General features: G+C 40.0%; 21 protein-coding genes. 12 read left to right on the top strand and 9 right to left on the bottom strand.

All coding sequences use genetic code 11. The annotated features are described in order from the left end of the window. Positions 1 to 204: 204 nt before the first annotated feature. Genes crtI through ABJD64_RS11060 form a run of 6 tightly spaced genes read left to right on the top strand, consistent with a single transcriptional unit; the run spans position 205 to position 4,644 of the window. Positions 205 to 1,686, top strand: coding sequence for a phytoene desaturase family protein (gene crtI, locus ABJD64_RS11035; RefSeq protein WP_348178677.1), 1,482 nt, complete (start codon positions 205 to 207; stop codon positions 1,684 to 1,686). Beyond that, positions 1,670 to 2,506: a phytoene/squalene synthase family protein gene (locus ABJD64_RS11040; protein ID WP_348178679.1), complete on the top strand. Its 837-nt coding sequence runs from the start codon at positions 1,670 to 1,672 to the stop codon at positions 2,504 to 2,506. The genes crtI and ABJD64_RS11040 overlap by 17 nt, the downstream gene beginning before the upstream one ends. Then, positions 2,506 to 2,961 carry a hypothetical protein gene (locus ABJD64_RS11045; protein ID WP_348178681.1) on the top strand — a complete coding sequence of 152 codons (456 nt, stop codon included), beginning with the start codon at positions 2,506 to 2,508 and terminating at the stop codon, positions 2,959 to 2,961. The genes ABJD64_RS11040 and ABJD64_RS11045 overlap by 1 nt, the downstream gene beginning before the upstream one ends. A 3-nt stretch (positions 2,962 to 2,964) precedes the next feature. Continuing rightward, positions 2,965 to 3,477: an isopentenyl-diphosphate Delta-isomerase gene (gene idi, locus ABJD64_RS11050; RefSeq protein ID WP_348178683.1), complete on the top strand. Its 513-nt coding sequence runs from the start codon at positions 2,965 to 2,967 to the stop codon at positions 3,475 to 3,477. Then, positions 3,474 to 3,935: a carotene hydroxylase gene (locus ABJD64_RS11055; protein WP_348178685.1), complete on the top strand. Its 462-nt coding sequence runs from the start codon at positions 3,474 to 3,476 to the stop codon at positions 3,933 to 3,935. Before idi ends, ABJD64_RS11055 begins: the two co-directional genes overlap by 4 nt. Before the next feature lies 1 nt (position 3,936). Continuing rightward, complete coding sequence (locus ABJD64_RS11060; RefSeq protein ID WP_348178687.1) at positions 3,937 to 4,644, top strand: lycopene cyclase domain-containing protein; 708 nt, start codon at positions 3,937 to 3,939, stop codon at positions 4,642 to 4,644. Here the strand turns inward: ABJD64_RS11060 and pafA are convergent. Then, on the bottom strand, positions 4,617 to 6,251 hold the full coding sequence (pafA, locus tag ABJD64_RS11065) for an alkaline phosphatase PafA (protein WP_348178689.1): 1,635 nt from the start codon (positions 6,249 to 6,251) through the stop codon (positions 4,617 to 4,619). The two genes, ABJD64_RS11060 and pafA, sit on opposite strands and share 28 nt — an antisense overlap. Before the next feature lie 115 nt (positions 6,252 to 6,366). Between pafA and ABJD64_RS11070 the strand changes: the two genes are divergently transcribed. The 3 genes from ABJD64_RS11070 (at position 6,367) to ABJD64_RS11080 (ending at position 11,132) form a co-directional block, all read left to right on the top strand. Then, positions 6,367 to 7,776: an HD domain-containing protein gene (locus ABJD64_RS11070; protein WP_348178691.1), complete on the top strand. Its 1,410-nt coding sequence runs from the start codon at positions 6,367 to 6,369 to the stop codon at positions 7,774 to 7,776. A gap of 38 nt (positions 7,777 to 7,814) precedes the next feature. Next, complete coding sequence (locus ABJD64_RS11075; RefSeq protein ID WP_348178693.1) at positions 7,815 to 8,519, top strand: hypothetical protein; 705 nt, start codon at positions 7,815 to 7,817, stop codon at positions 8,517 to 8,519. 228 nt (positions 8,520 to 8,747) lie between these two features. Further along, positions 8,748 to 11,132, top strand: coding sequence for an ABC transporter permease (locus ABJD64_RS11080; protein ID WP_348178695.1), 2,385 nt, complete (start codon positions 8,748 to 8,750; stop codon positions 11,130 to 11,132). A 68-nt stretch (positions 11,133 to 11,200) separates the two neighbouring features. Here the strand turns inward: ABJD64_RS11080 and ABJD64_RS11085 are convergent, their stop codons facing one another. The 4 genes from ABJD64_RS11085 to ABJD64_RS11100 all read right to left on the bottom strand — a co-directional run bounded on the left by ABJD64_RS11085 (position 11,201) and on the right by ABJD64_RS11100 (position 16,251). After that, positions 11,201 to 12,427, bottom strand: a complete 1,227-nt coding sequence (locus ABJD64_RS11085; protein WP_348178697.1) for a hypothetical protein — start codon at positions 12,425 to 12,427, stop codon at positions 11,201 to 11,203. 2 nt (positions 12,428 to 12,429) lie between these two features. Further along, positions 12,430 to 13,230: an outer membrane lipoprotein-sorting protein gene (locus tag ABJD64_RS11090; RefSeq protein ID WP_348178699.1), complete on the bottom strand. Its 801-nt coding sequence runs from the start codon at positions 13,228 to 13,230 to the stop codon at positions 12,430 to 12,432. Between the two features lie 37 nt (positions 13,231 to 13,267). Then, entirely contained in the window at positions 13,268 to 15,658 is a 2,391-nt protein-coding gene (locus ABJD64_RS11095) for an efflux RND transporter permease subunit (RefSeq protein ID WP_348178702.1), read from the bottom strand. Positions 15,659 to 15,789: 131 nt separating this feature from the next. After that, positions 15,790 to 16,251 (bottom strand): MarR family transcriptional regulator, encoded by a 462-nt coding sequence (locus ABJD64_RS11100; protein WP_348178704.1) that lies wholly within the window; start codon positions 16,249 to 16,251, stop codon positions 15,790 to 15,792. Positions 16,252 to 16,563: 312 nt separating this feature from the next. Here ABJD64_RS11100 and ABJD64_RS11105 point away from each other — a divergent pair, with 312 nt between their 5' ends. Then, positions 16,564 to 16,722: a hypothetical protein gene (locus ABJD64_RS11105; protein WP_348178706.1), complete on the top strand. Its 159-nt coding sequence runs from the start codon at positions 16,564 to 16,566 to the stop codon at positions 16,720 to 16,722. A 157-nt stretch (positions 16,723 to 16,879) separates the two neighbouring features. Here the strand turns inward: ABJD64_RS11105 and ABJD64_RS11110 are convergent, their stop codons facing one another. Next, positions 16,880 to 19,645: a phosphoenolpyruvate carboxylase gene (locus tag ABJD64_RS11110; RefSeq protein ID WP_348178708.1), complete on the bottom strand. Its 2,766-nt coding sequence runs from the start codon at positions 19,643 to 19,645 to the stop codon at positions 16,880 to 16,882. 243 nt (positions 19,646 to 19,888) lie between these two features. Between ABJD64_RS11110 and ABJD64_RS11115 the strand changes: the two genes are divergently transcribed. Then, positions 19,889 to 20,251 carry a response regulator gene (locus ABJD64_RS11115; protein WP_348178710.1) on the top strand — a complete coding sequence of 121 codons (363 nt, stop codon included), beginning with the start codon at positions 19,889 to 19,891 and terminating at the stop codon, positions 20,249 to 20,251. Positions 20,252 to 20,270: 19 nt separating this feature from the next. Here ABJD64_RS11115 and bglX read toward each other — a convergent pair whose 3' ends face one another. Further along, entirely contained in the window at positions 20,271 to 22,526 is a 2,256-nt protein-coding gene (gene bglX / locus ABJD64_RS11120) for a beta-glucosidase BglX (protein WP_348178712.1), read from the bottom strand. Between the two features lie 125 nt (positions 22,527 to 22,651). Continuing rightward, positions 22,652 to 23,341: a head GIN domain-containing protein gene (locus ABJD64_RS11125; RefSeq protein ID WP_348178714.1), complete on the bottom strand. Its 690-nt coding sequence runs from the start codon at positions 23,339 to 23,341 to the stop codon at positions 22,652 to 22,654. Positions 23,342 to 23,476: 135 nt separating this feature from the next. On the opposite strand from ABJD64_RS11125, the gene ABJD64_RS11130 reads away from it, so the two are divergent. Next, a complete protein-coding gene (locus tag ABJD64_RS11130; RefSeq protein WP_348178716.1) occupies positions 23,477 to 24,208 on the top strand; it encodes a pseudouridine synthase in 732 nt (243 codons plus the stop codon). Here ABJD64_RS11130 and ABJD64_RS11135 read toward each other — a convergent pair. Then, the gene (locus tag ABJD64_RS11135) at positions 24,197 to 25,411 is read right to left on the bottom strand and encodes an NAD(P)/FAD-dependent oxidoreductase (protein ID WP_348178718.1); all 1,215 of its coding nucleotides are present in this window, start codon (positions 25,409 to 25,411) and stop codon (positions 24,197 to 24,199) included. The genes ABJD64_RS11130 and ABJD64_RS11135 overlap by 12 nt on opposite strands. Between the last annotated feature and the right edge of the window lie 83 nt (positions 25,412 to 25,494).

A 25,494-nucleotide genomic window follows, 5' to 3' on the forward strand; every position in this document is an offset into this window, starting at 1 on the left:
CCAAATGCGGGTTGAAAAGGGCACTAAGATAACGCACATCCCATAAGCAAGCAACACAATTTAAAAATCGAATTACATGATCGAAGCACAAGTTTCCATGCATTTGAATCTGTGGGTCACGGTCAATTTTCAAAAAATATGAGTAAATCAAATAAATTTTGTCTAACTTTTTTTTATTATTCTTAAACATTGCTAGCTTTAAATATGAAAAGATCAACCGTCCTAGGAGCTGGAATAAGCGGCTTAGCTGCTGCAGCTACACTGGCCAAACATGGTACTGCGGTACAAGTACTAGATAGCCAGGATTCTGCTGGGGGTCGATGCAGGACATTGGAAGCCAATGGTTTCAAATTCGATATGGGACCCAGCTGGTATTGGATGCCTGATGTCATGGAAAAATTCTTTCGCAAGTTCGACCATTCCGTGAGTGACTTTTATAATCTCAAACAACTGGACCCCGGATTTAGGGTATTTTTTTCTACATCAGATTATTTTGACATCCCGGCCAAAGTAGAAGAACAGAAAGATCTTTTTGAATCAATTGAGCCTGGAGCTGGTAAAAAACTTGACAAAATACTGAGAGACTCTAAAATCAAATATGATGTTGGGGTCAATGATTTAGTTTATAAACGTTCTGATTCGATATTTGAATTCTTTTCGGTGCCATTACTAATAAAAATGCTTCGGTTGGGAGTTTGGGAATCGTTTCATTCTTATATAAGAAGCTATTTCAAAGACCCAAGATTATTGGCACTCATGGAGTTTCCGATTTTATTTCTCGGTGGTACAGCCAAATCCACTCCCTCCTTGTATAGCCTTATGAACCACAGTTGCTTCGCCCAAGGCACTTACTACCCTATGGGAGGATTCAACAAATTGGCAACCGCCATGTACGATTTGTGTGTTGACCTCGGTGTCCAATTTCGATTTGGCCATTCAGTTGACAATGTTGAACTAAACGAAGGACTGATCGATGCAGTAAAGGGATTTGAGACGGATGGATTGATTTCTTCAATCGATTATCATCATTTTGATAAAAATATTCTCAAAAACGGAAACGAGAACTACAGTGAAAAATACTGGGATGAAAGGGTACTCTCTCCTTCTGCTCTAATTTTCTATTTGGGCGTGAAAGGAAAGGTGAACAATCTAATCCACCACAATCTGTTTTTCGATGAGGCATTTGACCAGCATGCAGAACAAATATACAGCGAGCCAAAATGGCCGGATAAGCCTTTATTCTATGTCTGCTGTCCGTCTAAAACGGACGTTTCGGTCGCGCCAGAATCTGATGAAAATCTTTTTCTTCTTATGCCTTTAGCCCCTGGTCTTGACGACAATGAGGAATTGCGAGATCAGTATTATGTTAAGATCATGGAAAGGTTAGAATCAATTACCGGCGATCAAATTAAACACAGAGTTACGTACAAGAAATCTTACTGCATTAAAGATTTCAAAGAAGATTATAATTCTTACAAGGGCAATGCATACGGCCTTGCCAATACTCTCAAACAGACAGCATTTATGCGACCCAAAATGAGAAACAAGAAAATAAAAAATCTATTCTATTGCGGCCAATTAACTGTACCAGGTCCTGGAGTGCCTCCAGCCATAATATCCGGTCAGGTAGCTGCTGCTCAACTTATGTCATACTTTAATAACAAGTCTTATGAAACATATTTATGATGAAGTAGCAATAGCTTCCAGCAAGTTGATTACTAGAAAGTATAGTACGAGCTTTTCACTTGGGATCTACTTTCTAGACACTAAAATCCATAACGATATCTACTCTATATATGGTTTTGTGAGACTGGCAGACGAAATAGTCGATTCGTTTCATGGTTTTGATCAAGAAAGTATGCTCAGGGATATCAGAGACGAAACTATAGACGCTATAAAAAACAAAATCAGTATCAATCCTATATTAAATGCATTTCAGCAGACTGTAAATGCTTATCAGATTGAATGGGAATTGATTGACACTTTTCTGAAAAGCATGGAAATGGACTTGACTAAAGATGTCCATGACAACAATTCATTTGAATCTTACGTGCTCGGGTCAGCAGAAGTCGTAGGGCTGATGTGCCTTAGAGTATTCACGAATAATGATAGAGAGCTCTATGAAAATCTGAAAGAACCAGCGAAGAAGTTAGGCTCTGCGTTTCAGAAGGTTAACTTTTTAAGAGATCTAAAAGCTGATTATCAAGAGCTAGGAAGGAGCTATTTTCCTGAAATCAATCTCTCCGAATTTTCAATTGAAGATAAAGAACAAATTGAAAAAGGAATCAATGAAGATTTTGAAGCAGCCCTGGTAGGAATCAAAAACTTACCCAAATGTGCAAAGTTGGGCGTGTATCTTGCCTACATTTATTATAGGTCCTTGTTCAAGAAGATCGTACGACTGAGTCCAGGTAGGGTCATGCACGAGCGCATAAGAATTCCGAATTATTCTAAATTTGGGTTAATGTTTGATTCTATCATCCGATACAAGTTAAATCTTATATAGTGATCGCATACCTTCTCATATTATCAATGGGGTTTCCCCCTGCCAACGAAGTCGAAGCACTTAGAGAACAGTATCTATCGGCTGCACTTGACAAATCTCGAATTGAAGATCTGGCAGAATCTTGTGCAACACTTAAAAATCCAAATGCCGTAGTGTCACGAGGTTATTGTACTATGATTCATTTTCTAGAGGCCAAAAACGCATTTAATCCTTATCGGAAATTTGCAGAATTCAATACTGGAAAAAGGCTGCTTGACAGTTTAATTCAAATTCAGCCAAAAAATATTGAATTAAGATATCTTCGTCATACGATACAAGATAGGGTGCCTGGTTTCCTTGGTTATAATGAAAATATGAAGGAAGATGAAGAGTATATGCAAGTGAATCTACCTGCAATTAATGATTCTTCTACATATCATTTAATTTACAATTACTTAAATAATAGAAATAGATAATTAATGGAAGAGGTGGTTCTAGTAGACAAAGATGATAACGTAATAGGGACTTCAGAAAAAATGGCAGCCCATCAATCGGGGCAGCTTCATCGTGCGTTTTCGATCTTTATTTTCAATTCCAAAGGTGAAATGTTACTTCAACAGAGAGCCATGCATAAATACCATTCCGGAGGGCTTTGGACCAATGCTTGTTGCAGTCATCCTCGACCGGAAGAACCAACCATTGATGCAGCCAATCGTCGACTGACCGAAGAACTTGGTATGAAAACGGATTTGAGTTTCCTTTTTACCTTCACGTATGAAGCAGAATTTGAGAATGGTTTGATTGAGCATGAATTAGACCATGTGTTCGTTGGAAATAGTGATATAATGCCAGTTCTTAATACAGATGAAGCCATAAATTATAAGTACTTAACCGTAGAAAACTTAATTCAGGATGTGAAAGTAAAACCAGAGAATTACACCTTTTGGTTTAGAAAAATTTATGAAAAAGTAATAAACAACTACAATTTATGATCTGGGTCAAGAATATCATTGTCTTGCTTCTTACTGCCGCATTCATGGAGTTTGTTGCATGGTTTACTCATAAGTATGTCATGCATGGGTTCCTATGGTTTTTGCACAAGGACCACCATGTAAAAACTTCAAAAGGTTTTTTTGAAGACAATGATTTTTTCTTCCTGCTGTTTGCCATTCCAGGTATTCTCCTTATCTACCTGGGTAAAGACAATCCCATCGCTGATACCAGACTTTGGATTGGGGCTGGTATTACGCTATATGGTTTTTTGTACTTCTCCATTCATGACATATTTATTCATCAAAGAATGAAGTGGCTGACCCGGTCTAACCATCCATATCTAAAGGCCATCCGCAAAGCGCATAAAGTACATCATAAACATTTGGGTAAAGAAGATGGTGAATGTTTTGGCATGCTCGTAGTTCCTAAGAAATTTTTAAAGGAATACGAGGGTTAAAATGAAGTCCTACACCTATCTTTTTATCGATATCTCTACCATACTTGTACCACTTGTTTTCAGTTTGCATCCCAAATTAAGATTTGATAAACAGTGGCCTAACTTCATCCCCAGCCTACTTATCGTAGGGGCAGTATTCTTAATTTGGGACGAGTACTTCACCCGGATAGGAGTTTGGGGCTTTAATCCAGATTATCTCATTGGAGTATCTGTTTTCAATCTTCCTTTGGAGGAGGTATTATTCTTTGTATGCATACCTTATGCCTGTGTTTTTACCTACCATTGTTTTAATAAACTAGATCTCAATCCCATGCCCAAAAATTCTGGTAAGTGGGTTACGATAATACTCGTGCTTGGCTCAGCCGTGGTTTTAGTTTTTAATTTCGGTAAATTTTATACCACAAGTACATTCCTTTTGCTCGTCTTATCCCTTATTTATCTTCAGTGGGTACGAAAGGTTAATTTAACCTCATTCTATTTAAGTTATTTGGTATTGCTACTACCATTTGCTCTTACCAATGGGATTCTCACCGGCTCTTTTATTGAAAGCGAAGTGGTTTGGTACAACGACCTTGAAAATATAGGCCTCAGGATTGGTACCATCCCCGTCGAGGACATATTTTACGGTATGCTTTTGATACTTTGGAATATCAGGCTAATGGAATACTTCTATCAAAGAAATCAGTCAAGCAATTCTGTAGCCGGCTGACCCGTACATCCCGAGGGCAACTTTATATCAAGCAGGGTAGAAATGGTTGGTGCAATATCCGTAATCGGATGATAGTTCACTGTGCTTCCTTTTTTAATACCCAAGCCATAAAAGATCATGGGTACATGCGTATCGTAGGAATAGCCAGATCCATGTGTAGTCCCTCCGTTTTTCAAATGCCATTCTGTTAACCAGCCGGCTTGATGTGTATAAACAATATCGCCTGACATATGGGCATTCAATCCTGCTGCTATAAGTTTTACATCAAGATCATTTCCTCCATAATTTGAAATGTTATTTGCATCGAACACTGCATTGAATCCTGTAAGTTCATTCATTTTAGGAATCAAATATTCCTTAACTTCGGCAATATCTAATTGCTTTTCTTCCATCACCTTTTTATTGAGAAATATTTGATGATTGCTTACATTCTCAATCAGGTCAGATGTACCAAACTTATTTTCCATCTCCCAAAGTATAAGTTTTTTGTGGTCAGACGATTTCACATAATCGGTACTTTGACCCAGTTCATTAAGGTACGCAGGTATAGCTGCCACCGCATGATCCGCCGTCAAAAACATCGTCCAATTGTCCTTGCCTACATTTTTATCTAACGTGCTTATTAACCTCGCCAGCTCCAAATCCAGTCTGATGTAGGTATCCTGTATTTCCTTTGAATATGGCCCGAAGGCATGTCCGACATAGTCGGGAGATGAAAAGCTCACTGCAAGAAAATCTGTAATTTCATCTTGTCCCAATTCCTCACCTTCAAGGGCAGCAAGTGCCAAATCAACAGTAAGTGTATTACCATGCGGAGTGGTCTTAATCAACTTATTGAGATTAGCAGATTTATCTACCTTTTTAAAATCATAAGGAAAAACAGTCGGTAACCCTCCCAGTTCTTTGACCTCATAAGGTCGATCATCTCTCGCACTTTCAACGTAGCTCTCAATCGGGTGGAGTGTATTCCAGCCTTTCTTCATATAAGTTTTGGGCAATTGCTTTTTATTGAATTCAAGAAGCCATTTAGGGAGTTGGGCTCTATAAAAGGTACTTGTAATAAAGTCACCGGATTCTTCATTATACCAATATGTACCACTTGACTGATGTCCGCCGGGTAAGATGGCTCCACGATCCTTAATTGATACACTAATTACCTTTGACCTGTTCTGATAGAATAGTCGAAGTTCATCAGTAATAGTGCTTGCCATTAAATTTTTAGGTGATCGCTGACCAACTTCTCCGCTGCCCCCTACTCCACTGACCTCTCTATCTTCGACACAATATCTTTCCCTTTTTTCAAATTTGTCATACCAGTCATTCGCAATAATTCCATGGACCCTCGGTGTTGTACCTGTATATACTGAAGCGTGTCCAGGTCCCGTGTATGTTGGAATGTAGTTGAAGTGCGCATTCTTAAAGACAAATCCATCGCTCATTAGCCGTTTAAAACCACCGTCTACGTAGTGATTACTAAATCGATGAAGATACTCATATCTCATTTGATCCACCACTACGCCAACAACCAGTTTCGGTTTTTGCAAACTCTGCGCTGAAGACAAATATGTGATAAAAGTTAATAGTACTACAAGGTAAATTCTAATCATCGCTGCTATCTATTTAGGACTGTATTTTGCAGATTCGAAATTAATTCAAGATTGACAAATCGTATGACCTCATTATTAACAAATTAAAATTAATTTTGAAGCAAAGCTTAAATCATTGAATCTAAAATCACATCTCGTACCCGAGGATATATTTTCTTCTGTGGCCTCCTGTGCCAGTAAAATCAACCTTGATGCTTACGTGATCGGAGGATTCGTAAGGGACATCATTCTCAAAAGACCATCCAAAGATATAGATTTTGTTTGTGTTGGTAGTGGTATTCACCTCGCCAAAAAAGTTGCCCAGGATCTGAACAGTAAGAACATGTCGGTTTTTAAAAACTTTGGAACTGCTATGGTTCGGCATCAAGATCACGAACTTGAATTCGTAGGCGCGAGGAAAGAGTCCTACCGTCGAGATTCAAGAAAACCCATTGTCGAAGACGGAACGTTGGAAGACGATCAGAATCGAAGAGATTTCACCATCAATGCATTAGCAATAAAACTAGACAATAAAGCGTATGGTGAGCTGGTTGACCCCTTTAACGGGTTAGAGGATTTGAGAAAAAAAATCATTCGAACACCACTTGATCCAGCCATCACCTTCTCTGATGACCCTTTGCGTATGATGCGCGCGATTAGATTTGCCAGCCAGTTAAATTTTGATATTGAAGCCAACACATTCGATGCCATTGTCAACCAAGCCGACAGAATAAAAATAGTATCTAAGGAGCGTATTATTGATGAATTGAATAAGATAATTCTATCTCCGACACCAAGTTATGGTTTCAAACTTTTATTCCAAAGTAGGCTATTGCATCACATTTTTCCTGAAATGATTGCCCTGCATGGCGTAGAGACAAGAGAAGGCAAATCACATAAGGACAATTTTTATCATACGCTCCAGGTCCTCGATAATATCTCTGCAAACACTAACTACTTGTACCTAAGATGGGCGGCCATCTTGCACGATATTGCCAAACCTCCTACCAAGAGATTTCACAAAAAAGCAGGTTGGACCTTTCATGGACATGAAGACAAAGGTGCCCGAATGGTACCAGGTATTTTCAAGCGATTGAAATTACCAATGAACGATAAAATGAAATATGTCCAGAAATTGGTCAGGCTACATTTGCGTCCAATTGCACTTGTGAAAGATGAAATTACCGATTCCGCCATCAGGCGTTTACTTTTTGAAGCGGGGAATGACATAGAAGATTTGATGACACTATGCAATGCTGACATTACCACTAAAAACCCAATGAAGGTAAAACGGTACCTCACCAATTTCAAGCAAGTAAAAAAGAAATTAATTGAACTTGAGGAAAGAGACAAACTCCGTAATTTTCAACCGCCGATTACAGGCGAAGAAATAATGAAGAAGTATAAGTTACCTCCATCAAAAATAGTGGGCGATATAAAAAATGAAATTCGTGAGGCCATTCTGGAAGGTAAAATTGACAATGACCGAGTACAAGCAGAAGGTCTAATGCAAGAAATTGCGAAAGCAAAGGGATTGGATATTTAACTATAAGCCACTAGCTTGCACGCTTTCAAGAAACAACTATGAAGAAGACAATACTTACATTACTTATTTTCACAGCATTCGGTCTAAACAACCTGTTGATTGGACAAGACCAGGACTCATTATCGTTTATAGACGTCGATGTTCGAAAAAACATAGCTATTTATCAATTGGCCAATCAGTTCAATGATCCTGCAGTAGCCAGAATGGCCTTGTACAACATCCTGTTTTTCAGTAACAACCAATCGGCTGTTTTGGATTCATTAACCTTGTTCTATTACAATTTGAATCAAATGCCTTCTGTTGCATTGGTGGCTAAAGAGAATCTAAAAATCAATCCTGATAATCAGGTGGCTCTTGAATTAGGCGCTATTGCTTTAAGCAAGTTAGGTGCAAAAGACCAAGCCCTGGACAACTATGAGAAGTTGTTCTTAAAAAATAATGACAGCCGCACACTCTACCAGGTAGCTTTCATGCAATATGAATTGAAGAGATTCACTGAATCTTCCACCTCTGCTGAAATTCTTCTTAAAAGAACTGACATAGACGAATTGAAAATGGCATTTGTCAAATTGGATCAAACGCAGCAAGAAGTTCCTATGCGTGCTGCTCTTCTCAATCTGAAGGGTCTTTTGGCACAAGAGAAAGGTGAAGATCAACAAGCCAAAGAACTATTTCTTGAAGCCCTTAATGTGGCTCCTGGTTTCGAAGTAGCGCAGGCCAATCTCAGCAAAGTGGGTAAATAGCAGACTTATAGCTAAAAACATTTGGAACCAGGCCTTTACGGCCCTGGTTTTTTTGTTTGGAATTAGGTAAAAGTGATCAATACCGAACACAATATGTGCCATACTTGAACGAATTTGGTCATTTAAAAGACATCTATCAAGTTGTAAATACCTGATTCTTTGATTATTAGGATCTTGGCACTCTTATTGGCTCTCATAAAGCCAACTGAAACTATTAAGATCGAACATATGATCAAAAACTATCTCAAAACAGCCCTTCGTTATCTTGCTAGACAGAAGGGCTATACTGCGCTCAACATCATCGGGCTTACCATTGGCATTTCGTCTAGTCTAATAATTGTACTTTACTTGTATAATGAATTAAGCTTCGATAAACATCATGAGAAAGCTGATCGAATCTATCGAATCAGCTCTGATATCAGGGAGACCGATGACGCTTTTAAGTGGGCCGTCACACAAAATCCGCTAGGAGCCAAATTGGTTTCTGAATTTGCAGAAGTTGATCAGTATGTCAGGTTTGCCGACAATGGAAGAACGGAATTAGAGCTGGATGATATCAGCTATTTCGAAACTGACGTTTACAACGTAGATTCCACAGTCTTCGAGGTGTTTAGTTTTGATTTTGTACTGGGAGATCAAGAGACCGCTTTGGATGCACCAAAGTCTATCGTAATAAATAAGACCATCGCCGACAAGATTTTCAAAGACACCAACCCTATAGGTCAATCCTTAAGAGTAGATGGTGGAGATTTGTTCCAAGTCACAGGTGTTTACAAGGATATGCCCAAAAACTCACATCTGATTGCAGATGTGCTCATTTCGGTGGACAACCGACCAAATATGAGAAATGAGAATTGGGGTGGCTTTAATATTTTCACTTATGTACTTCTAAATCCTACTGCCGACCCTGCTTCATTCGAAGAGAAGTTAGATGAGGTCATTCAGGAGCATGTGGCGCCCATCTTTGCTCAATTCAACATTGACATCCAATATGAGTTGATCAACATCAAGGACATCCACCTCTTTTCCGATTTTCAGGGCGAACCACAACCTTTAGGGGATATTACATACATCTATATATTCTCAGCGGTATGTGTGTTTATGGTTTTCATCGCCTGTATCAACTATATGAATCTTGCCACAGCGAGGTCTGTAAAACGTGCTACAGAAGTGGGTATCAGAAAAGTAATGGGGGCTGGCAGAAATCTCTTGATAGGTCAGTTCTTAACAGAATCGGTGTTAATTACGCTCTGCTCATTTTTATTTAGCCTGGCTGTCGTTTTTCTGTTTGTACCGATCATTAACAACGCTTTGGATATTTCATTGCAGATGGACATGCTCATGCATCCGGTGCTCATCACAGTTATGGTAGTTATCTTGTTGATTGCAGGCATATTTGGAGGTAGTTATCCTGCCTTTTATCTGTCTGCATTTTTGCCTGTTGAGGTATTAAAAGGTGGGAATTCAAAGCGCTCGGGTAATGCTTTCTTACGCAAAACCTTGGTCGTTATCCAATTCTCCATCTCCATTTTTATGTTGATTGGTACTGCGGTCATTTATGATCAGATGAAATTTGTGAGTAGCAAAAATTTAGGTTTCGACAAAGAACAGGTAGTTACGTTTACCTTCACTAATAGAGAACAACGCACCAAGTGGGATGTATTGAGAAACAAGATATTACAAGACCCGAATGTCAAAAGCGCAGCCACTTCAGGCTCAAGACCGGGGCAGGGATTTGGAAAAAACCTAATGCGGACCGAACTGGAAAATGGTGGTTTTGATGAAAAGGGCATCAATAGTTATGGGGTAGACTATGACTACTTTCCTACACTAAGTATTGAGTTTGTTGAGGGGAGGAACTTTTCCAGAGAATTTCCATCAGATACTGCTTCAGCTGTTATTGTCAATCAAGCCATGGCAGCCAGATTCAATTGGTCAAATCCACTAGGAAAGCGTTTTCAGATCATGGGAGGACCAGACACTACTACGTTTTTCAAGGTCATTGGTGTAGTCAAAGACTTTCATCAGCAATCACTTTACAACCCTATTGACCCATTAGCTTTCTTTCCTAATTTGAATAACAACAATGCTTTGATCAAATTAGATGAAAACCCTAAAGAGGCAATTGCTACAATAAAGAAAAGCTGGCAAGAAGTATTTCCAAACCTGCCACTTGAATACACCTTCCTCGATGAGGACTTTCAAGAGCAGTATGAGACAGATCAACTTCGTGGAAATCTCTTCCTTGGTTTTTCTCTTATGACCATCATTATTTCCTGTATGGGCTTGCTCGGTTTGGCGTCTTTCACCGCCGAACAACGGACTAAGGAAATCAGTATTAGAAAGGTACTTGGCGCTAATGTATCGGGTCTGATCAGACTATTGATCAAAGACTTCCTAATATTGGTTTGTATTGGGGCAATCCCGGCGTTTGCCATTGCCTGGTATTTTGCGCAGAACTGGTTACAGAACTTTGAGTACAGCGTAGAAATTAACTATTTAATCTTTGTCGGGGTGCTGTTGGTCACTATGATGATCACGATTCTTTCAACCGGATTCTTTGCACTAAGAGCTGCCACCTCTAATCCGGCAGATAACTTGAAGTATGAATAAAATCTACTGCATTGTAGAATGACAACGTCTAATCGCGGAGTACCGCGATTAGACGTTGTCATTCTCTTTTAAAAGTACCATCCTAAATCAAACTTCAGAAAACTATCTTCTCTAAAGAGATATATAAACTCTTGATCGCTTACGTTTTGGAACAAACGCATTTCCAAATTGGCTTTAAAAGACTCCCCTAGTCTACGACTACCCTCAAGACTTATTAGCCTGGTGCTGTGCTCAACATCAAGAATAGTTCCGAACAAAAATTCAGTACTTTGCGTGTCATTGAATGCTAATCTACCCCCAACAAATACATCGCTTTGCAAACTATTCAAGGCTCGATTGCCTCGATCATCATAGAGGTACTCTCCCAGCACACCCAGATCAATTCCACTACCGCCAATGTTTCCAAATGTATATTCAATACCTACATCCATGGCCTTCATGTCCTGAATTTCACTTCTACGAATAATAGATTCAAATTTCCATAATATGGGGCCGGTGGTGGCTTGAACGTCTAAACCGGTTTGATTGATAATTGGGTATATCCCATTAAAACTACCATCATTGTTTATGACGATTATGGGTTCTCGTCCTGTACCATAAAAATGAGTCAACCCGATATCCACCGGTCCAAAATAATGTGACCATCGGAACGCCCCTTCAGGTCTGGCCTGCTCCATATCGCTTTCGAAAGTCAATAAATCACTGGATACGCGTTCTGGCGTTCGCAGTCTTCCGTCAACCCCGGGAAACTCTCGCTTTCTAAAAAAAGACAGCGCAAAAAAATCGAAAGTACCAATTTTGGAATTATACGAAAAGTGAGCCATCAGTTGGCCCAACTTCTGCTCTCCATCGAAGGTTTCAAGATTGTCGGTCTGATTGATAATATCCACCAGATGGGCACCTTCTGTCACGCCCCAATAGATCTTTTTCAGGCCAAAACTAAACTCCCAACTGTTATTGACTGTTTGCCAATAGAGCTCACGAATATCTAAGTGATTTCTTTCTGAATCCGTAAAGTCAACTCTTCCGAATCCCGTAAAATTCAGAATATGTTTACCGCCTTGCCATTCAACATAGTATTCCGGTTGAATGCTCAAAGCCGGGAAATGATCCTTCTGCCCAGTATATAAACCTTCATTGGTAAAGAACCTGTACTCAAATCCTACGTTACCAGAAAACTCTGTATAGAGATCATCAGACTGAGCATGAGACTGCCACAAGGGTAATAGAAATACAGCGAGCAAAAACACTCGCTGTATTGTAAAAAACCAACCTAAACTACTCTTATCTTTCATTGTCATCTACCAGCTCTGATCAGACTATTTTGTGAAAAATTATCCGCTGTCAGCCCTGTTTTAAAAGCATAATCCTCAAACTTCAATGTAGTTTTTTTACCTGTTTGATGATTAATCATTAGAAACTCCGACGCTCTCCAGTGCTTTCCTAAGTATTGCTTATACCCAGAATAGGTTAATGTTTTGAGTAGAACATTTTTTCTATCATAAAACTCAACCTTTTCTAATCTGTAGTTAGATTTATTATACCAAACCAACTGACGCGTATAGCCCGACTTAGGGTCTACTGGGTCTCTCTCGATCAAATAGGTATCCACGCCATTGAATTGATCATCTTTTATGAATTTGTAAGTATATTTTTCTACTTCCTGAGAAGACAAATCCTCGTAGGCAAATTCACTGCCCATAAAAGGTCCCGACTTATTGTCAGAAGAGATTCTCTTCACCCTTTTTATTGAAGGCAAGTAAAGCCATTGATCATCTGAACCCTCTTTATGTGTATAAGTAAGCGTGGCAGTACCTTTTACATCTCTTGGGCTATTGAAAACAATAAGTGACTTATCTCCATCCTCAGTTAGCTCCAGCGTATTCGTGCTCATATCTCGCATACTTTCCTGACCGTGTTTATTGGTTAGGACCATTTTCAAATTCACTTGAGAACTCTCGAAACCCAAATCGGATTCGTCCGCTGCTTTGGCTATTTCAAGACCTCTTGCCCCTGCATCTTGTGCGGCAGTTTTTATCGGTGCCCCGAAAACTAGCGGGAGAATCAGTGCGGCTATTAAACTTTTTAATCTATACATATTTCTAATTTTAAGTTGATTGAATAATTGATCTTTCTTATGCAGTAACCAGGCTTTCACCTTTCTCTGTAATTTGATTCTCACTCTCCTTTGTTGCCGACTTGTCTCCTACGTTTAGAAGTATGGCGGGCAGCATTAAGAAATCCAGGATCAAGGCTACGGAAATAATCAGCATAGTCACTTTGGCCATTCCTTCATTCATTCCAAAACTGGACTGAGCCATTACGAGAAATCCTGCAATCAAAACAACAGTAGTCACAACAAGTGCTTTACCTACCGTATCAAATGCATAACGTACCGCATTTTCAGATGACATACCGTGTTCTCTTTTCGCTCTTAAATATTTGGATAGAAAGTGTACAGTATCGTCTACAATGATTCCCAATGTCATACCGAACACCACAGAAATACCTGTATTGATTATTCCGGCCGTAATACCCCATAGACCGAATCCAACTGCAATCGGTACCAGGTTTGGAATTAGGCTAAGCAGACCATGACGGAAACTTCTTAAGGCAAACATCAGTATGAAAGAAATTAGGATCAAGGCTCCAATACTACCTGTCATCATACTATTAAGCTGTCTTCTTGTCAAATGTGAGAACATCAGCGAGGTACTACTTGCGACAGCATGCATTGCTTCTGGAGTGTTACTTTTCAACCAATCCTGAGACCTTTCAGTGAAGTCAATCAATTGATTGGATGATACGTTTTTCGTGGTGATTATAAATCTTGTCTCAGACTTGTCTACATTGACTTGATTATTCAAATCCAGTCCAAATGGCAACGACATTTCATATAAGAGCAAGAATTGAGCTGCTTGTTCTCTGTTGTCTGGCACACGATAGTATTCCAAACTATCACCATGCATACTTTTATTTATTCTTTTCGCTATCTCTGAAAAAGAGTTCACATGTACGACCTCATCCTGAGTATTCAACCAATCATCGAATTCCTCAAGCTTATCCAGATAGGCAGGGTTATTAATACCTCCCTCTTCTCCTGAACCAATAGAAAACTCTACTGTATATATACCGGTAAGATTTTCGCTAATGAAGTCTGTATCAGTTCTGAATGTGATGTCACTATCGAAGTATTTAATAAACTCCTCATTCAATTCGTTCTTTATCATTAAAGTCGAAATGAATAGCGAGGCAGCAACAGTACCCCACAGTACCTTTTTGTCATTGCTAACTACAAAGTCCGCTAGTTTTCTAAAGAATGGATTCTGAGCCTCATTACCTTCTGAGGTTTGCTTAAACTTGACTGGCAATATGGCCATCAAAGCCGGCAGTGTGGTAATTGAGAATAAAAACGCTGCCGTCATTCCAACCGCAGTCATATTTCCCAGATCATGGAATGGTGGTGAATCGCTGAAATTCATTGACAAGAATCCAATAACTGTAGTCAAGCTAGTAATGAACACAGGCATAAAATTGACTCTGACAGATTCAACGATAGCCTCTTTCTTGGAAAACCCCTTTTTCATCGACTGTACCATTGTGATCAGCAAATGAATACTATCTGCTACTGCCAGTGTCATGATCATAGTCATGGCGGCTGCTGATGGTGGAGTCAACTGAATGCCAATCCATCCTGCAAATCCCATGGCAGTCATAATAGACATGATAATAACAAAAAGAGTAGCCAAAGTGCCACTTCCTGTACGTGTGGTCAACACGATTGTGATCACAATAATCAAAAACATCAACGGTATCAAGGTGCCCATATCATTCATGGATGCCTCGAAAAATGCACCGCTCAAATTGACCATTCCAGACGAATAAGTCTTCAGGCCAGGGTTTTCTGCTTCGAAATTGGCAACCAATTCACGAGTAGAGGCTAATATTTCGGGACCTTCTTCTACGCGTTCTCCTGGAATTTTTACTGTTATGTTCACAGCGGTCAACGAACCCTTAGAATCCACCAAGCGATCTTTTAGCAAAGGTTGATTGATAGCAATTTCAAATGCTTCTTTCAGTTCCGCATCTGATCTTTCGTTCGCATTTCGAACCAGATCATCAACGTATAGGTCATCTGCTACCGCCTTGGTATGTTGAAAATTAGTAATAGCATCAACTCTCGTAGAATAAGGGGTTTGCCAGGCGTCTGCAGTAAGCTTCTCGATTGCTGTCAGGTTTTCCTGGGTAAATATTTTTCCATCCTTCGCGGCAACAACAATGAAAACATTGTCATCCTTCGTGTACTTATTTTGAAGAGCTTCATAGGCCAATAGCTGTGGGTTGTCTTCGCTGAAGAATACATGATAGTCTCCATTGAATCCCAGGAAGCGTCCTCCGCTTCCGAATCCCATTGCAATTCCCAACGTTGCAATAAGTACCAGCCATCTCCATTTAATCACCCATCCGGCAAAGGCTATAATCTTTTTCTGACTATTCGCCTGCATTTCCTTTAGTGCTTGTGTCATCGGTTCTTAGTTATATTTTGTTTACGACTTTAGATTATAACGATTATGGTTATAATTTCAGGACAGAAACGACAACAGAATATTTTGGTTTCAAAATATTACGAAATTCGTAGTATTTATTTTTGGAAGTATTATTTAGCGGTGGGCACGTAGTTCACCAGGTTGGCTGCCACTTTCTCCAAAAGAAAGATTAATTCGGCCTGCTCTTTCTCCGAAAGTCCGGCAAGCATGGCACTTCCCATGTGGTGTAAGGTGCTCTGAAGTAAATTGAAGGAATCTTGTCCGAACTTGCTTAAACCGATCTTGATTGTTCTTCTATCTTCTTTCGAATGATAGCGTTTGAGATAGCCCTTTTCAACCAGTTTATCGATAACTCCCGTAGTGGTGCTTACCGGAATTCCCAAAAAAGTAGCAATATCACGCATGATGACATCACTATTTTTTCCTACATAAATGAGTACAGTAAAATCACGCTTACTAATATCCTTAGACAATTCAATACAAGTATTGTCAGCCTCCTGCATTTTCATCATCAAGGCCTCCAGGCAATCTGTAAACTTTCCTATTTTATTATCAACTATTTCTTCATTCATGTCGATTACTCCTTCCCCAACTGTTTAGTCACTTTTCTCAATTTACAAATATAATAGAAATCTGGTTCCATATATTTTGGTCTTCCTATTAGGTATAAAAGCGCTATGGAGTCAAAAAAGTTTAATTATTTCAATATAAAAAAACATGGTATTCGATCAGTAATTGTACTTTTTCGATGAGTAAGAGAAATATTCAGACAATTATTGTCGCTTATTGTACTTTTCTAACTTTTTATTTTCTTTTTTGAATATGATTATTTACATTTGAATTATAATAATTCACAGTTACCCTATTATCTAAACCAATTACCCATGTTACAAGCACTATTTTCCCGAACCAAAGACACCGGCAAACATCTAAAACTAAAGTTTAGCAAAGAGGACAACTCCTGGGTGGTTCTTAAAGGTCATAGCATCATGTTTATCGGTGGTGAAGATCAGTGCAAAACTTACATTACCAACTTCTCTTAAAAAAGAAATAAAAAAAGGGATCTTTCGATCCCTTTTTTTATTTGATTTGTTCTTGCCGAATTGGCTAGAGTAAGTCGTCTTGCCAAAAAGCACCAACACCCCTTTTCCACCTAACCTTAACTTCGTATTATCTAAACCAAGATAATATCTATTCAGATTATCCTGTATTACGCATGGCACTGGCGATCGCGTTGATGCTCAACATCAATTCTCGTTGAAGTTTGTCTACATTCTTTCCCTCCGACTTTTTACTCCTCCAATGCTTCAGTAGATCGATTTGCTTTTCATGAAGGTGTGCCATCAATGGAGCTCTCAAATGATTTGAATAATAATGATTTTCTCTTCTCTTTTCTATGACCTCTCCCAGCAAGTCAAGCAGAAGTTTCCTGGTAAGTTGAAGTTCTGAAAGGAACAAGTTCAAAAATTCAGTTTTGACTTTGTCACTTTCTACCAACTGAGCATATGATGTAATAACAGATTCATCCGTGGCCGCCAGGCTGGTATCTACATTAGTCAATACGTATCTAATAAAAGGATCTGTTTGTGTAGCCTCTTTGAATCGTTCATAATCTTTAGGATTTTCGTTCTTGAGTTTGTTAAGAGCCGTGCCCACACCATACCAACTGGTCATGTGGAATCTAGATTGGCTCCACGAAAACACCCATGGAATGGCACGCAAATCTTCCAAGGAGTTAGCTCCCGTACGCTTGGCGGGCCTAGAACCTATCTTACTGGTTTCAATCGCATCTATAGGAGTAGCCTGTCTAAAGAACTGAATGAAACCATCCTGATGTGTAAGCGCCTCATAGTGCAGCTTGCTTTGAATCGCCAGATGGTCTAGCACATCTGCGAGTGGATGGTACTTACGCTCGTTTTGTTCATCCAATATGGTTTTGGATAACGAATTGGCAACAAGGAGTTCTAAATTGTATTCTGCATTAACCTTGTTTTCGTATTTCTGGGCAATGGTTTCTCCTTGCTCGGTCAGACGTACGTTGCCCTGAATAGACTCAAAGGGCAAAGCTTTAATGAAATAGTGAGTTGGACCGGATCCTCTGCTAATTGAACCGCCTTTACCATGAAAGAAGGTAATTTTCACGCCACATTCGTCACCAATTTCGCTCAGCTTAAATTGAGCTTTATAAAGATGCCACTGACTGGCAATAATTCCGCCATCCTTGTTACTGTCACTATATCCAACCATGACCTGCTGACGCAAGTTTCGATAGCTCCTTACTCTCCGGAAATGTTCAAGGCTACGTTGGGTAAAGTCATGTTTGAGAAACCCATCCAAAATCTCAGGGCCATTTTCAAGATCTTCAATAGTTTCCAGCAAAGGAACTACTGGAATTTCGCAAATGAGTCCTTCGGAAGTCTGAACAGTTAAGCCGGCTTCCCTCGCCAAAAGGTAAACTGAAAGCAAATCAGACAAGGATCGAGTCATGCTTACAATAAATGAACCTATGCCTTCTCCACCATATTTAGACACGTGAGACTCAACCACCCTAAAGCAAGACAAAACTGCTTTGGCATTTTCTCCCAACTCCGCATTTTGATGAGTAAATGGTCGATTAGATTTCAATTCTTTATTCAAGAAAGCCAATCGCTTTTCCTCACTCCATTCTGAGAAATTGTATTCTTCAAACTGAGCAGCTTCCAACAATTGTTCAATGGCTTTATCATGAAAGGCACTGTTTTGACGTATGTCTAATTTCGCTAAATGAAAACCAAAAGTCTGAACATTTCGAATGGCAATATTTACATCATCATAAGCAATAGATTGAGCTCCATAATCGAGCAAACTACTCTTCAGTAGGTCCAAATCTTCAATCATCTCATGGGCATAGACATAACTACCTTTATGTTCGGACAATTTTGTTGCATGCCCTCTTTGTGTATCCACAGGCAGTTTCGCCAGGATCAAATTAGTAAACTGTCGAAATACCTCTCCTTTGTTCCTTTCCAGTGCTTCTTGACCCAAATCGCCTAACTCCAAAAGCATCTCCTCAATACGAGCCTGCAAATCGGAACTACATTCGGTCAACTCACAGGCAAAGCTCAATTGTCTCACAAGTGCAATTAGCTTTCTCCGAATGACCACAAAGGCATTCAGTCGAAGCAATTCAAGTGTCTCAGCGGTAACTGTATCAGTCACTAGTGGGTGACCATCTCTATCCCCCCCAACCCAGTTGCCAAAACTGATCTTCGGAAAACTGTGATGATCAAGAAGTTTTTGTTTGGATAAACCACATGCCTTCCAGGCTTGAATTAATCTACGATCTAATACCGGTATCACCTCCGGGAAAACATTGACGAGATAATGAATAATATTTCTCAATTCCGAACTAATATCCGGTTTCTCCATGTATATCTCTCCCGTCTTCCACAACCGGTACAAAGTCAATTTGATATTGTGCTTGATATTCAGGAGCTCTTTGTCAGAGTACATCTTATTCTCCAAGCTAACAAGCAATAAGTACAAATCTCTATGATGATCAAGAACAGTGGCGCGTTTTGCTTCGGTTGGGTGGGCCGTCAAAACTGGCTCGATCTGCATTTGTGGCATTTTATCCAAAATGGTCGCCTCCGTTACGCCATTGCCTAACAAATCTTTGATATTGTTCGCGAAAAGGCCTCTTACTGATGAAAATTCCTGATCATTTTCAACCGCGCGGCGATGTTGGACGGCTCCATTTACCTCGGCCATATTCACCAGCTGAAAAACCAACGAATACATCTGAATGTGCTTGTCGGTTAGTTGGACTCCATTTTCGAACGGGTACTTGTTGATAAAGGGAATTTCATTGGCGATAGATTCTTCGCCATTTTCTATTAATACTTCCTTTAAACTCCTTAATAAAAACTCAAAATCCTCATAAGGCTTTCCCAGTCTCTGCTTTACTTCCTCTAATATTGAATTCATTCCCAATTAAATTATGAATATTCTAAAAATTGGGTGTCATTGTTGTTAAATGATAAGGCAATTTAGACAATTATTGCAAGGCATCATAAAAATATTTGATTTTGTTAAATTTTAAACATACCAAGATTGTATTGAGGAATATCAAGACACACATCGAATTTATGAGCCGAAATTTCGATTAGTAAAATAAATTGGTTAAGATTGGCTCGCGTTTTTAATTAACACTACACCACTACATTATTCATGGAGAAATATAGATGCATTGCAATTGATGATGATTTAGTTTATCTCGAGATTTTCAAAAAATTGGCAGAAAAGGTTGACTGCATTGATTTGGTTGGAACTTTCAGCAGTGCAATTGATGGGGCGGTAGGCGTATCCAAGTTAAAGCCTCAGGTGCTATTTTTAGACATAGAAATGCCCTATTTAGACGGGTATGAGACTATTTCAACGCTAGAAGAAAAGCCCAAAATCGTAATAGTATCCTCTCATCTTGAGTATGAAACGGATGAGCTAAAGATTGATGTCAAGAAGTACGTACGAAAACCCTTCGAAGGTCCCGAACAACTGGAACAAATAGTAAAAGAAGTGATGGAAGCTTCATAGTCTATCACTCAAGTTAATTTCATCTAATCCAAAAATCTTTCCTCATTGTTGCCTGAGCGTTTGATCCAACAAACACAGAGAATTCTCCTGGCTCCAGTACCAACTGATTGTTTCCATTGTAGAAACTTAGGTCATCAGTATGAATGATTATTTCAACAGTTTTCTTTTCCAGAGGCTTCAAGTTCACTCGTTTAAACCCTTTTAGCTCACGTACTGGGCGTGTGATGCTACCAACCTTATCCTGAACATAGATCTGCGCCGTCTCCACTCCTTCCAAATGACTTGTGTTGGTTATATCAAATCGAATTATCATCTCTGCTCCTTCAGATAAAGTATCAGAAGACAACGTCATATTATCATAAGAAAAACTGGCATATGACAGGCCATAACCAAAAGGATACTGAGGTGTAAATCCATCGTCGAGATAATGCGATTCGTTGCCTAACGAACTCTGCCAGGCTCCTCTTGGAATATCATCAATCCCTACGAAGGTCTTTGCAGACGCGGGTCTTCCTGTGTTTTTGTAATTATAATACATCGGAATTTGTCCTACAGATTTAGGCCAACTGATGGGCAATCTTCCTGAAGGATTTGCTTTGCCAGAAATGATATCTACAATAGCAGGGCCAGCCATGGTTCCGGCATGCCAGGCCATCACAATCGCATCGACATCATTAATAATATTTTCAAGAGTGATTGGCCTGCCTGCCTGAATCACCAAAACAATTGGTTTCTTCGTTTTTCTTTTCAGTTCTTTTATTAAGCGTTCTTGAGCTCCGGGTAAATTGATATGTGCTCTGCTGTGGGCCTCACCGGATAATATGGCTTCTTCCCCTCCAAAAAACAGGATAACATCACTCTTCCGAGCCGCATCAACAGCTGCTTGAAACTGCAATTCAGATCGATCGCGACTGTAGTCCAAAGCTGGTACAAAATTAAAACTTTCGGTCCCCAGGCTTTCCTTCAAGGCAGTTAGAGGAGTTACTGAGTCCTTTTGATTACCATCAAATACCCATGTCCCAAGCTGATCCAATGGAGCATCTGCCATTGGCCCAATTACCGCCAATTTCTTTTCGGATGCTAGTGGTAATATCTTATTGTCATTCTTGAGTAAAACAACGCTTTGAACAGCTGAGTTCTTGGCCTTTTCCAAATGTTCCTCAGACAGAACAACCTCAGGTTTGTCAATCCGGTATGGCTGATCGAAAAGTCCCATCCTGAATTTAACTCTGAGGATGGCTCGTACCATGCGATCAAGTTGAGCCAAATCTATCTCACCACTATCAATGAGCTCGCCCAAATAGTTATCATAGGCCTGACTGGTCATCTCCATGTCCACGCCTGCTGTTGCAGCTTTGAGTGCAGCTTCTTTTTCATCCTGGCAATATCCATGTGCAATCATTTCAGTAACTGAGTTCCAATCACTTACCACAAATCCATCGAATTTCCATTCTTGACGGAGTATTTGATCCAATAAAAATTGGTTTCCCGAAACTGGAACACCATTAAGTTCATTAAAACCGGACATGAAAGTTTGCACTCCTGCATCAATCGCTTTTTGAAACGGTGGTAAGTACACATTTCTCAGCAATGGCTCATGGATAATCGCTGTGTTGTAATCGCGTCCACCTTCAGCAGCCCCATAACCGACAAAATGTTTGGCACAAGCCATCATACTACTAGGATTCGCTAGGTCGTCACCTTGAAAGCCTTTTACATAAGCCTCTGAGAGTATGGAAGCCAAATATGGGTCTTCTCCTGGTGATTCGGCAATTCGGCCCCACCTGGGATCTCGCGCAATATCTAACATGGGAGCAAATGTCCATCTTACGCCAAAGGTACTGGCCTCAACAGCCGCGATCCGTGCTCCCTCCCTCACCAATTGAGGATTCCATGTGGCTGCCTGTCCCAATGGAATTGGAAATATGGTTTTGAATCCATGAATAACATCCCGGCCAAAAATTAATGGTATGCCATTTGGACTCTCTTCAACCGCAATTCGCTGAAGTTCGTCGACATATTTTTTGTTCATGACGTTGATCAAAGAACCGATGCGTCCCTCTCTCACAGCGGTTTTGAGTTCTTCAGACAGCGGCCCTTTCACTCTACTTGATGTTCCCCTCTGCGCTGTTTGGCCAATTTTTTCAGTCAGAGTCATTTTGGCTAGCAGGCTATCGACTTTATCTTCGATTGGATCACGGTCCGAGGCTAGCTGATTATCGCAGCTGATCAAGAATGTGGAGAAGGCTATAGCCAATATTGATATTTTTTTCATGGAATCTAATTTGCATCAAATTTCGAATAAAGTATGGCGAGCCTACCATGAGATATATAACATAAAAAGGGGGTAATTCTTTAGAATCACCCCCTTTCGTCTATTTTCTAATAATTCTTGGTACGCTACCTGCGTTTTACCCTGCCTCCCAGATTTGAATTGGCTATTACTTTATTCGGATCGCCTTTGTAGTATAGTGACCCTCCTGAACCTGCATCAACGATCAAGCGATCTTTAACTGAAACTTCTCCAGACCCCCCAGAACTTACGTCGGCCTTAATGTTTCCACAGGTCAAATCATAACCATCGAATCTGCCGGCAGAACTTGCATCTAAATCCATAGAAGCACAAGTGCCAGATACCTCCAGCGTGCCGGCACTGCTTATATCAACCTCAAGATCAGTAACATCCAGCTCTAGCCTGGCACTACCTGCACTGCTGATATCAATTTCAAAATCATCAGCCTTAATAACTGATTTGGAGAAAACAGATGCAGCTGAATTGACTGACAATTCACTTAACTCCATGTAGGTCAAACGAACCACCACTTCTCCACGATTATTGTTGTTGTTTCTACCGTCATTTCTTCTCTCAATTTTTAACTCTGATCCTCTAATCTCCGTGACCACATCATCCAAATCGATATCGTCTACCTCGACCACAGCTTCATTTTTACTTCCTTTGGTTATGATCAATTCTATGGCCTCACTGACTTGAATTGCCGTAAATTTCTCCAGGTTTCGAGTTTCTTTTTCTTGTGCTACTCCTTGAAAACCTAAAAGCAAGAAGGCGACAAGTGTTAGTATCTGTTTCATATGATTGTATTTTGAGTTTATAATTTAGTAGAAAGAGTCGTCTGGTATCAAAGGGTTGCATCCGGAGATAAATAAGTGCTTCGTTTAATAAATAATCGTTGGTAGCCTATCATTAAAGGCCTTATTTTTGTATTCATGTCAAAAATTCCATCTGAAACAATTACTGCTAAGAACCTCGAAATTGTCTTTCAGGATGAGAACTATGTTGCGATAAATAAACCTCATGGACTCCTAGTTCATCGTTCGCCAATAGCTGTAAATACAGATGAATATGCGTTGCAGCAATTGCGCAATCAACTCGATAGACACGTTTATCCTGCCCATAGATTAGATCGGAAAACCAGTGGCGTTTTGCTTTTTGCGCTGAATAAGCCTGCCTTGTCAGCCGTTCGTGAAGTATTCGAAAAGGGTTCGATAGAAAAGACTTACTGGAGCATAGTGAGAGGTTACACGGACGCGCACGGGCTCATTGATTATCCTCTGACCAATGACCGAGGTAAAACACAAGAAGCACAAACTTTCTATACACGACTGGATCAATCCGAAATTGCAGTTCCATTAGGAAAGCACGAGACCTCCCGCTATTCCTGGATAGAAGCCAAACCCATAACCGGACGGATGCATCAACTGCGGAAACACTTCGCGCATATCCTGCATCCTATTATCGGTGACCGTCCGCACGGTTGCAACAAGCAAAATAAACTATTTCTCGAGAGATGGAACATGGGAACCATGCTTCTTCATGCCGTACGGCTAAAGTTTGTTCATCCAGTTACTCATCAAAATATTGAAATCTCTGCTAAACCTCAGGACGAATTCGTCCGGATGGTTAAAACATTAGAATTTAATCAAAAACTACTTCCCTAATTTGCCAGCAACAAAACCTGTAGACCAGGCGGCCTGAAAATTGAACCCTCCGGTGACTCCGTCAATATCAAGTACCTCTCCGGCAAAATACATACCCGGAACTTTACGACTCTCCATTGTATTAAAGTCTACCTCTGAAAGTTCTACTCCTCCGCAGGTCACAAACTCCTCTTTGAAAGTTGTCTTTCCTAAAACCTTATATTCATCGTTGAGCAAAACGTTGATGAGTCGATTTTTATCCTTTTTCTTCACCTCCGTCCAAATGGTATCGTTTTTCAAATCTACTCTACTCAGCAAATATTCCCAGAGCCTATTGGGCAACTCAAATGGTTTGGCGTTGATGATCTTCTTTTTCGACTGCTGCTCAGAAGTCTTGGTTACTTCTGTCCTCAGCATTTCTTCATTCATCGTTCCGGCCCAATTAATCTGAACATTGAAATCGTATTTCATTTCGTGCAATTGGCGCGCACCCCAGGCAGAAAGTTTTAGTGCGGCAGGGCCACTTAATCCCCAGTGGGTTATCAATACTGGCCCTCCTTGGGCCAACTTGGTTCCTTGGATTTTTACTAGCGCATACGGAACCGCCAACCCCATCAGTGCCTTGAGCCTAGGTTCATCCTGTATATTGAAGGTAAAAAGTGATGGTACTGGCTCTACAATAGCGTGACCCAATTTCCTGAGCCAATCATAACTAGCACTTTTAGAGCTCCCTCCGGTGGCAACAATTACATGATTAAAAAACTGGGTTTGACCGGAGTCAAAAGTCAGACTGAAACCTTCGGGTTCAGAAATGAGTGCCATGATGGCTACCTTGGTAACTACGGAAGCACCCCGATTTTTAACTTCATTTCTCAAGCAATCAATAATGGTTTGGGAGTCATCTGTCTTGGGAAACATCCGCCCATCGCTCTCAGCTTTGATTAGAACGCCTTTCTTTTCAAACCATTCGATGGTATCCTTGCGATTAAAATGATTAAACGTCTTTTTGAGCTGTTTTTGTCCTCTTGGGTAATGTCGAAGAAATTCTGATTGAGGTTCACAAGCATTGGTCACATTGCAGCGACCTCCACCAGAAACTTTAACTTTCGTCAAGGTCTTAGCTGTTTTTTCAAATATGGATACTGCAGCATCAGGATGCTGTGTCTTACATGAAATAGCTGCAAAAAAACCTGCTGCTCCTCCTCCGATCACTGCTACTTTCATTTTAGAATCATCCTGTTTGATACAAGCCAATATTAAAACTATTTTTTCTTTTAGCTGACAAAAGGCATAACTTTGCGCCTTCA

The sequence above is a fragment of the Reichenbachiella sp. genome (assembly GCF_039944555.1).
Taxonomy (GTDB): domain Bacteria; phylum Bacteroidota; class Bacteroidia; order Cytophagales; family Cyclobacteriaceae; genus Reichenbachiella.